The sequence below is a fragment of the Pseudofulvimonas gallinarii genome, assembly GCF_004343305.1.
Taxonomy (GTDB): Bacteria; Pseudomonadota; Gammaproteobacteria; order Xanthomonadales; family UBA2363; genus Pseudofulvimonas; species Pseudofulvimonas gallinarii.
The window spans coordinates 1-10,341 of the sequence record NZ_SMAF01000037.1; the positions used below are offsets into that span (position 1 = coordinate 1).

A 10,341-nucleotide genomic window follows, 5' to 3' on the forward strand; every position below is an offset into this window, starting at 1 on the left:
CACAGACGTCCGATCCGTGCCCAAAACGGGGCTTGCGCGACCGCCGCCTACCCAGCAGACTGCCCGAAAAGGGCGTTTGAACTTCCTATACGCGGTTGTTGGCAGGGTCGAACTCCTCGTTGCTGCCGAAGCCGGCCGCGGTCGGGAACACAGCCATGCGCTGGTTGGCGCGCAGATCGCGCATCGCGTTCCAGGGGTTGCCGCCGTAGGGATCGGCATCCCGGTCGGCGAAGTAGAACTCATAGCCGGCGTCGACAAGCGCGTCGTACTGTGCGCGGGTCTGGCGCACCAGCTCGGCGTAGGCTTCGCGAACCTGCGGGTCTTGGGGCGCATGCTCCATCGCCTCGTAGGCTTCGGCAATGCGCCGGGCGCGGCCCTCATCGACCGCGACGTACTCCGCCTGGCGGCGGAGATCGATGCCTACTTGTCGGGCGTATCGCTCGGCGACGGCGACGAGCCGGAGATCTGGGCCAGTCGCACCTTCAACTGCTGGGGCGTCAGGTAGCGGCGCTTCAGCAGGCCAGCGCTGTCCGCCTCCGTCTCGGGTCGCGGATCGGACAGGTTCTGCAGCGGCTTCGGCAGCTGCGCCTCCAGCTCGGCCGGAAATGGATACGGCACGCCGTCCGGGAAGTTGTACGCCAGGTACGACTCCCGCGTCACCTTGCCCTTCTTGAGTAGGTGATCCAGCCCCGGGTCGGAACCACGAAGGTTCATCAATTCCGCCTGCAGCTTCGAGGATTTGTTGTCTTGCGTTTTCAAGGGAAAGCCTTCCTTTGCGGTAATTTTCCCAGATCCCGTCGGTGGTGTCTACGTTCTTTTGCTGGGACTTGAAGCCTGGCGTGAACAATCCCCGCACGGCCTCCCGGGTGATCGACTGCATCTCTCGGGGCAGCACGCCGCGCTCGGCGGCCGCCCGGCGGTACGCCTCGGCGTACAGGCCGTAGGTGCCGCTGGAGCCGTGGATGGCGCTGCTGGCCGCGCCGCCGCCGCCGAAGTTGTGCAGCACCTCGATCGAGGATCCCGACAGCGGGCGCAGCAGTGCCGCGGCCACGGCGTGGGTGTCGATGGTGACGTGGCCGTTGGCGCCGTTGGGCACCAGGATGTTGTTGTAGAAGTTGCGGACCTTGTGCTCGCCGCCCAGGCGCGCGCTGATGTTGTTCAGCGAGCCATCCTGAATGATGGCCACGGCCTTTCTGATCGCGCCCAGGTCACCCCAGGCCACCTTGGCAGGCTCGCCCTTCTGGGTCATCACCTTACCCATGGCGTCGCCCTCGGGCGACAGCAGGGCGTAGGTGCGGTCGTTGTAGGCCTCGTCGTAGGTGCGGATCCAGATGGCCTTCAGCGCCACGCTGTCGACCTCGTCGAGCGTCTTTCCGGTGATCGCCTTGACGTCGTCGGCGTACTGCGGCTTGCCGAAGATGCGCTGCGCGGTGGCGGTCATCTCGGGGCTCCAGCGGGTGTCGCCATGGGCGTCCATGGTGTCGATCACCCGGCGCGCCAGGTCGACGTTCATGAACCAGTCCTTCTGCGGGCTGAGCACGGCCATCACGCCGGCGATCTGGGCCGGCTGCAGGTCGTACTTGAGCGCCCAGGTCTTGGCGATCTTGTTGGCGCCGTCGTACCACAGGTGGCTGCGCGCGCGGATCTCGGCGGGCACCTGGTCGTACAGCCACAGCAGGTTGTCCTTCGTGGCCTCGATAAAGCGCTCAGCCTGGCGGTCGGTGGTGCTAGCCGACTTCGCCGGGCGGTAGTTGGGGTACTCGCGCACCAGGGCGATGTTCTTCTCGAAGGCCTTCTCGCTGGCGCGGCTGGAGTCCAGGCCCACCACCAGGAGGTCGCCGATCGGATCCTCGGTGCTGGTCTTGCCCCACGGCGCGCGACTGCTGACCTCCATGGGGTCGTCGCGCAGGCGCGAGGCCCCTACCGAAAACGCCATCGCGGCCGCAGGGCGTGGGCCCGCCACCGGCGCCGCCTGCTGGCGCAGCCACGTCTCGGCGTCGGCCAGCATGGCGCGGATCTCCGAATCGGTGACGCGCAGGTTCGGCAGGTACTGCCGCAGGAACCGGCGCACCGCCGCGACGATGCGGCCCATGATGCCGTTGCGCAGGCCTTCCTCGGCCATGTGCGCCACCACCTCGCGTGCGAACTCCAGATCGGTCGGCGGCGTGCCATCGCCCTGACGGTAGTTGCGCTGCACCTGGTCCATGATCTTGCGCACGGCCGGGTGCAGATTCGGGTTCTTGCGCCAGGCCACGATGTCGGCCGTCAGCCGTTGCCAGCCAGCGTCGCCGGCGCGCGAACCGGGCGCAACGTCCAGGTACTGGTCGATGATGTTGTCGATGCCGTAGTGGCCAACAGCCTCGTGCGCCAGCTTCTTCAGCGCCACCTGCACGGCCTTGCCGCGCGGCAGCCGGTCGGTGATGATCCAGACCTGGCGACCAACGCGCACACCATTGGCGCGCTTGTACCGTGAATCCTTCCGCTTGATCCACTCCGGCAGATCCTCCGGGCTGCGAATCACGTGCACGCTGGGCTGGTTCGGGCCCCACTGGTCCGTCGCATCGTTGATGGCCTGTTCGACCTGGTCGAACTGGCGCTGTAGCTGCTGCTCCGTGCCGGTCGGGTCGACGGACCCTGACATGCGGAACAGCGGCGCGATCTGCGGCGCCTGCCGGGCGCTTCCTTGCTCATCCGAAAGCGAGAAAAACGGCTGACCGGTCCGCAGGGCGCCGCCTAACTGCGCCTCTAATCCCCACCGGCGACCATCGCTGATCGCGATGTCCAGAACGCGCACATCGGCCCTGCCGAGCATTTCGCCCAGGTTCTTTGCAGCGTCAATGTCGGTGCCGTAAATGATGGCGGACGACGCGTTGGCGCGGGCAATCTCGCTCAGGATGCGTGCGGTGCCGCGATCCGGGGATCCGGTGCGCAGGCGCGCCATTTCGGCGGTCGGCACCGGGATCGTGCCCAGGACGTTGTGCCGGGTGTCCAGCAGCAGCACACCCGATTCGCGCAGAGTCGGGTCGGGCAGCGCATTGGAAACGTCGTCCGGGCCGGCGATGGTCTGCGTCGGATTGACGATGCGATGCAGGCGGCGCTCCTGCATCGGGACCGACGACTTGCGCGGCGCCGTGCGCACCCTGCCGAGGATATCCCGCGATCCATCGGACTTCGGATCGAAGAACGTCGCCAGCCGACTTCCTGGCGCGACGACGATCATGCCCAGCGGCGCGATGCCGCTACCTTCCATGATTTCGGCGAGCTTCGCCGTTATGCGCTTGTCGGCATCCGACTGCGACGGGTTGCCGGCGGGATGGTTGTGAGCGAAGTACACCGAGCGCGCGCCCGGAACAGACGAGATGGCGCCGATCAGCGACCACGGTTCGACGCTGGAAGATGCGACCTCACCGATGCTATGACGGATCACCGCCAGCGGCCGGTTGTCCCGGTCCATGACCAGGGCCAGCACTTGCTCCTGCGGCGACTTGCGCAGCGGCGCCAGGATATGCGCCGCTTCTTCCCAGCTGGTTACCCGGTCGAATCCGGTGCGGAACTCTCCGGTGTTGACGAGCTTTGCGCTGCGCCGCAGCTGGGGCAGGTTGGGGGAGGCAACGGGATGTTCGCCGCGCACGCGCACGAATATGTCGAGCTGTACCGGAGCGGAGGCTCGCCGTCCAGGCGAAGCGTCCGTATCGGAAACATCATTGTCACGTTCCCCACGGTGTAGCGGCCGGGTTTCTCCATAGGTGGCACCATTGTTTCGCAGGGGGACAGCTGGCGCAACAGCCTCGATATCCACCTGTTCGGGGCGCGGTCCGGAGAACAACTCGCCGTCGCCGGCCATCATGTCGGTCCGGCCGGTGCCGGTTCGGCCGTTCAACTCGTCGAGGCGGCGCTGGCGTTCCGCGTCGATCGCCTCACGGCTGGTCGGTGGCGCGAAAAGGCCTTGCTGCGTTGCGGCGGGGCGTGTCTCTACCGCTTGGGGCTGTCGGCCTGACTGGAGCGCGAAGCCTTGTTCTCGGCCAGGAACTGCGGCACGGTCTTCGCCACCTTCCTGGACGGCGGTGGCGCTGCCTTCTTCGACGCCTCGAGCTGCCGCTTCGCCTTCTGGCCACGCTCCACGAGCTGCCAGTCGATCCGCTTCCCGTCTCTGTTCATCGGCCTCTTCCCGTTGTGCCATCACCGATTCGGCGTAGGCGATGGCATCATACATTGCCCGCGCGTCGTTGTAGCCCAGGTCGGCAGCCACCTCGGCTGCGCGCTGCTCGTCGATCGTGTCGCGCTCCCACCCCTCGATCAGCTGGTCGGCTTCCACGCCCGGGCGCAGCTTGAACACCTCGCCCTGATTGACGGCCGACATAACCATCTGCACCGCGTCGTCGTCGTACCGGCCACCCTCGAACCAGCCGGCCTCTTCCATGCGCTCGCGCAGGTCGTGCGGCGACATGCCGCCAGCCTTGCGGAACACCGGCTTGCCGAAAAAGCGCATGTTCTCCTGCTGGGCGGCGCGCGTGCGCCAGGTCGCGGAGTCGATGCCTTCCGACGCGAACGCCTCGCGATCCAGGCCGCCGTGAAGGGCGATCCAGTCCAGCAGGTCGTGGTGAACCGGGTCGAAGTCGTCCTTGCTCCGCACCTTGTTGCGCGGCTTCGGCTCGGGAATCCCCAGATCCTTGTACGGAATCCCCGCAGGGGGACTGGCCAGCGCGCGCTCGATCTCAGCCTGGTGCTTTCGATCAAACTGCAGGGCGCCGGTGGAATGGATGCGGCCGCGGCCAGGGAAACCGCCGGCAGCCAATTTCGCGCGGATCGTTTCGACGTCGCCGTGCACCAGCACGGCCTTCTTGCCCAAGGGTTCGATGCGCGGCGCAGCCGGCAGCTCCTGCTCGCTGGGCTTTGTCTCACCTTCGCTCTTGCCGCTTTCGGCTTTCTTGATGAAGACGATCTTGCTGGCCGTGTACTTTCCGCCCTCGCCAACATACTTCCCGGTCAGCTGAATGCTCGCATGCGAGTGTTCAGAGTTCTCGATCGTGGCATGGGTAGCAAAGCCAACGGCCTTCTTCCATTGATCCCTCTGAGCTGCCGTCAGCTTGCCAGTGGCCGATGTCGTCTTCTTGATGTATTCGTGCCCATCATCATCGACGAAGGGCTCGGTCGTGATATTGACCCCAGCGCCCGAGATAAGAGTGTCAAACAACGACGCCAGCGGGTGCTCGGCCGCAGCCGGATCGGCAGCGGTCAGCCTTTCGTCGGGTAATCCGGATCGCCCGGCAGCAGCACGGTCGCCGTCACCTTCTCGCCCTTCTGGAACGGGAACTGCGCGGAGCCGTCGAGGCGGCCCATCTGCACGGGCTTCTTCCCGGTGGCCGGCGGCGAGTCGGTCGGCCTTGTTGCGGTTGGCTGCTCCGTCGGCTTGCTCATAGCTGGCTCCTGTGCCGAAGCTGATCCCGATGCCGTTGTACTCGTACTGTACGCCGTCCGCACCAGTGAGGCGAATCACAGCGCCGTCAAGCGCCTGTTGAATCGCGGCCATGGCGGCCTGCGCCTGGGATTCATCCCGGAAGCGCGCGGCGAACTCGTCACCGCTGCGGTGATAGAACCGCACGCCATCGTTGCTATGTCCCTGCAACAGCTCGCCCAGACGGCGCAGCACCACATCGGCCGCTTCATGGCCCACGTGGTCATTCAGGCGCTTGAGGCCATCCATGTCGATGGCGGCCACCGCCGGCCAACCCAGCGACTCGTCCGCGTCAAACGCCGCTTTGTTCGGCAGCCCGGTGACGGGGTTGGTGTTCTGTGCGCGGCGCAGCTCGTCCACTTCGGCGCGCAGGCGCGCGATCTCCGCATCGCGCTCATCGGCCGGCAGCGCATCGATGCGTGCACGGTCTTCGGCGTTGGTGCGGCGGTCGCTGGGCTTGCGGGCGGCGCCCGGACTCGAAGCCGACTGCTGCGCGGCCTGGTCGACAACGGGCGCACCGACGCCGGCCGGCGCCTGTTCCGCGGCAGGCTGCTCCTGTGGCGCCAGCGCCTTCTCGATGGCCGCCTGGTGCTTGCGATCGAACTGCAGTGCACCAGACGAATGCACGCGACCGCGGCGCGTGAAGCCAGCAGCGGCCAGGCGCTCGCGCGTCTGCGCGACGTCGCCGTGCACCAGCAGGCCATTCTCGCCCAGCGGTTCGATGCGTGGGGCTGCTACCGAAGCAGCGACCGGTCCCACCGGTCCAGCGACCGGCGGTACTGCCGGGCCAGTTCCGGTTGCCGGTACGGGCGCCACGCCGGATTCAGCGGCGACAGCAGGTTCACCCGCGACAGGGTCCGCTGCAGCAGCGACTGCGCCACCGGCCGGGCCGCCAGCCATCGCGGGTCGGTCGGCTGCGGGTCCGGTTGAAGTCTCGGGTCCATTGGTCACCTCGGGCAGGGGTTCAGGCACGGCCGCCCGTTCCCCGCCTTGCGGCGGGGCGGATTCGGTCGGTGTGGTAGCGCGGGGCGCGGGCGGTGGCGTGTAGGCGTTGCCCTGCGCCAGCGTCCCCTGGTCAGCCTGGGCGCCCTCGGGCAGGGCGGCGGCCGGCGGCGTAGTTAAGGCTGCGCCGCTAAGGTCGCTTTCGGTTTCCGTAGAACTTAAAGATGCGGCAGGGCTGGCCGGCTGGCCCGCCGTTTCAGATTGGCGGCGCAGGTATCCATCCGTGAAGCCATGCGCCCACTGACGGGCGCCGGCATCGGGCTGCCCATTCTCGATCAGCCCTATCGGCTTCGAAGCGCCATCGTAGATGATCTGCCTGACCCGGCCAGCTTTGTCGGTCGATGTCCGCACCTCATACGTCAGTCCGGTTTCGGTTTCGTAGCGGCCATCGGCCAGCGACCCTCCTGTCCACTCGTCAAACCACCGCTTGTCTTCCGCGGCCTGCGCGGCCGCTTTCTCGCGCTCTTTGGCGTCGCTTCGCGCCTTACCTTCCTCGCTGAGCGCCTCATCCACCGCTTTCGCGCGGCGTGCGTGCTCCTGCTCCTGATACGCCCGGGCTTCATCCAGCGTGACCGGTCGGCCCTCGGCCTGTGCCGTTGCCACGAATCGCGCTGCATCACGCCCGATCTTGCTGGCGAGCTGCTGATATTCATCCCGCCGAATGTTGCCGGAATCGTCCACCAGGTTGGGGACTGCGGCGGCAGCCGCGTCGCTGAACGAACCATCCGGAGATTCCGGATAGTTGCCCGACTTGGCGCCCTGCTCCGCTGCAGCTGGCAGCGGCCGATCCGGCACCGCGTTGGCCGCGGCTGCGATTGAGCCAGGCGCCGCATCCGGGTAGCGCTCCTGGATCTGCTCGGGCTGCACGCCGTATTCACTGGCCACGGCACCCAGGATGCGCATTCGCGTCGTGGGCGTCAGCAGGCCGGCGTCACGCTGGCGCTGCATGCGCTCGGCCAGCGCCGCCTTCGCGGCAGTCACCGGATCGGCGGCAGCAGCCGCAGCGGCAGCTTGCGCGGCGCTTTCCATCGGACCAGGCGGCGGACCGCCCTGCGACATGGCCGCAGCGGCTTCCCGCGCCTTCTGTTCGATCGCCGCCGCTGCGCGGCTCTGGCGACGATGCTGCGCGGCACGGCCGCCCGCGTACATGCCGCCACCCAGCAGGCCTCCGACGGTGCCGCCGATGCCCATGGCTTCAGGCACGCCGCCGAACAGATCCTGCTGCGGGTCGACAGCCGTGCGCACGCCGACATTGCTGCCGAACTGCTCGCCGCCTTCCTGCACCATTTCTTCCAGCGCTTCCTTGCCGGCAGCGGCGGCGATGCCGCGCGCACCGCCGGCCTTCAGCGCGCCGGTGAACACCTGGCGCTCGAACGGCGCGGTGATCTTCGCGCCCAGGGCGCCCAGAGGCGCAGCGATGGCGCCAGCCGTCATGCCGGCGCGCGTGGCCAGCTGCTGCTTGGCCTGCTCGCGACCCACTTCCGCCGCCAGCGCGACAAACTCGGGGTTCTGATCCCACGCCTCGTCAGACTGCGCCATCGCCGTCTGCTGCGCTTCCTGCGAGGCGAAGCCGCCGGACAGCGCCGCATTCGCGCCGACCAGGCCACGCTCGGCCGCGGTCTTGGCCGCTTCGGTGGCCGCCTCTTTCGTCGCGCCGCGTGCCAGCGCCTGCTGGCCCACCTTCGCGGCGGTGCCAGCGGTGCCCAGGCCCAGCGTGCCGATCATCGGCACCTGCTCGGCCAGGAACTGCCCCAGCATGCGCGGCCGCTGGATCACCGCACTGGCGGCGCCCAGGAATCCGTCGGCGTCCTGCACGGCCTGCTGGTCGCGCTTCAATGGCTCGCTCAGTCCTTCCTGCAGCATCTGCGTGCCGACGCCGATGCCGCCGGCCAAGCCGACAGCGTTGTCGCCCGTGCCGCCCAGCGCGCGGTCCAGCGCGTTCTGTGCGGGCCGCACGACGTAGCGGTCCAGCGCGCCGCCGGTGACCGTATTGGCCGCCTGCGCCACTGCGCCGCCCAGGTTCAGGGCGCCCTGCGCAATGCCGCTGACCGTATCGGTGGCCACCTCGCCCCACGTGCGGTCGCGCGCAGGTGCCGCGGCAGTGACCGATGGCGGCCGGCGAATGCTGAAGCCAGCAGGCAAGCCCGCCGAACCTGTCGCAGCGGGTGCCGTGCCGGGGGTCGACGGCGGCTGGTCAGGCCGGCGGATACGGAAGCCTTCGGGCAGATTGGTGGCCACTGTCGATCCTCAGTTAAAGCGCCGCCCACTGCTCGCCGGGGAGCATGTAAAGCATTTCGCCCGTCTCCGGGTTCTCGGCAATCTGCGCGCCCTCGAGCTGCAGCGCCTGCATGCGCAGGCTGCGCACCATTTCCGGTGGCGGGCCGCCCTCGGACGGAGGCAGCTGCGACAGCAGCGCCTGGACGTTCCTCTGGACGCGAGCAAGGCGCGCGTCGCGACTGCGTTGATCAGCAGCGTTCGGTCCGGCCGGCATGGGCCGGGCGATGCTGCCGTCCTGCATCGTCGCCTGGCGCACGGTGCCGTCAGGGCCCATGACGCCCAGCGAGCCATCGGCCAGCGGGATGTGCACCGGCGGGCGCTGGATGCGCGCCTGCTCGAGCGCGTTGGTGCCGGCCATCTGCTCCCGCTGCAGGTCGGTCGCGCTTGCGATGCCTGCGCGCTGCGTGGCGCCCTGCTCCTGCATTGCGGTCTGCTGCACCTGGCCGGCAATCGGCACGCCGGCGCCGGTGGCCATCATCATGGCCTGCAGTTGCGCAGCGGCAGCCTGGTCGCCGCTGTCCGCGCGACGCTTGAGGTTCGCCGCAGCGCGGCCCTGCGCCGACTGCATGTTGCCGCTGGCGATGTCGGCCATGTCGTGCTGCGCGTCCAGCTGCGCGGCACGCACCGGCGACACCGGCTGACGGCCGAACACCGTGCCCGTATCAGGCCGACGAATCGCGCCCAGCACAGGCGTCTGGCCGCCGGTGGCCATGCTCAGGGCGACACCCGGCGCAGGGCGCGTGAATGCGGCCGACGGAACTTCTGTGATGCGGTCCCCCTTGGCCAGGTTGTCGATCTGCGCGGTCGTCATCGTCCGCGGAATGCCACCGCTGCCGCTGCCGTCGCTGAAAACCTGCACGCCGTCAATCTGGCGGCCGTAGCCCAGGTCACGCCCAGCGATCGAACGCGCGTTGCCGTTGTTCACGCCGCTGAAGTCGGGGCGGACCACATGCGGGCTGCCCGCCTGCCGCGGCAGCGCGCCGTTGCCGTTGGCGCGCACGGTCACCGGCGGCAAGGCGGTCGGCACGCTGGCGGCGGTAGGCGACGTCGGCGTGCCGCGGCCGACCTCGGAATCGACGCGGAAGCTGCATCGAAGCGGAGGGCCGCTCGCTGCCCGGGTATGTCCGCGAGGCGTTCGATGCCTACCTGCGTTGCGGCGTGCTCGAGCACGGCTTCCTGCGGGTGGTGTGCGAGCACTGCCGTGCAGAGAGGCTGGTGGCCTTCTCCTGCAAGAAGCGCGGGTTCTGCCCGAGTTGCGGCGCGGTGACGCTGATCCAGCGTTTCGGCAGCGCGCTGAACCTGAACATCCACTTCCACATGCTGTGGCTCGACGGCGTGTACGTGGAAGCCACCGAGCTGCCGCGGCACGAACTGCGCCTGCACCGCGCCCGTGCGCCCACCACCGCGCAGTTGACCCAGCTGGCAGCTACCATCGCGCACCGGGTGTGTCGGCACCTGACGCGCAAAGGCTGGCTCGAAGGGGAGGGCGAATCGGCCTTCCTGGCAGACAGCGCTGCAGGCGACGACAGCATGGATGGGCTGCGGGTGAGGTGGGTCACCAAACCCGTCGCCCCCGGCCGCGGCGCGGGGGGTGGGGGGGGGGTGGG

General features: G+C 68.5%; 2 protein-coding genes and 1 pseudogene. 1 reads left to right on the plus strand and 2 read right to left on the minus strand.

From position 1 onward, the window contains the following. Positions 1-85 precede the first annotated feature (85 nt). Together EDC25_RS14150 and EDC25_RS14155 are read right to left on the minus strand one after the other, a co-directional pair. Positions 86-8,695 carry a DUF7178 family protein gene (locus EDC25_RS14150; RefSeq protein WP_123521056.1) on the minus strand — a complete coding sequence of 2,870 codons (8,610 nt, stop codon included), beginning with the start codon at positions 8,693-8,695 and terminating at the stop codon, positions 86-88. Between the two features lie 13 nt (positions 8,696-8,708). Then, positions 8,709-9,761 (minus strand): hypothetical protein, encoded by a 1,053-nt coding sequence (locus EDC25_RS14155; RefSeq protein ID WP_132577731.1) that lies wholly within the window; start codon positions 9,759-9,761, stop codon positions 8,709-8,711. A gap of 62 nt (positions 9,762-9,823) precedes the next feature. Between EDC25_RS14155 and EDC25_RS14160 the strand changes: the two are divergent. Beyond that, positions 9,824-10,341 (plus strand): annotated as a pseudogene (locus tag EDC25_RS14160) (transposase zinc-binding domain-containing protein); the annotation flags it as partial.